At 59.6% G+C, this 223-nt stretch carries 1 protein-coding gene; it reads right to left on the minus strand.

Annotation, left to right across the window (positions count from 1 at the left end; genetic code table 11):
• A partial coding sequence (locus tag H6B10_RS16720) for a hypothetical protein (protein WP_204652489.1) occupies positions 1-223 on the minus strand: 223 nt, incomplete at both ends.

The raw sequence follows: 223 nt of genomic DNA on the forward strand, positions 1-223 counted from the left end.
AGGCAGTGGCACCGGCTTGTTCCAACAGAGTGCAGGCCCGCACGGCCAGTTGGTTCATCCAGGCGGGCTGTAATTTGCAGTCATCGCAAGCTACAATGCGGTGGCTTCGGCCGGTTGGGAAAGTTGGATGTTCCTGTGCTGCCGGCACTGCCCGCGCCATCCACAGACCGATACCGCAACAAAGTGCAGCTTCCGGTTGGGGAAGATGAATCCGGGCATCTTG

The sequence above is a fragment of the Gemmiger formicilis genome, assembly GCF_016901605.1.
Lineage (GTDB): Bacteria > Bacillota > Clostridia > Oscillospirales > Ruminococcaceae > Gemmiger > Gemmiger formicilis_B.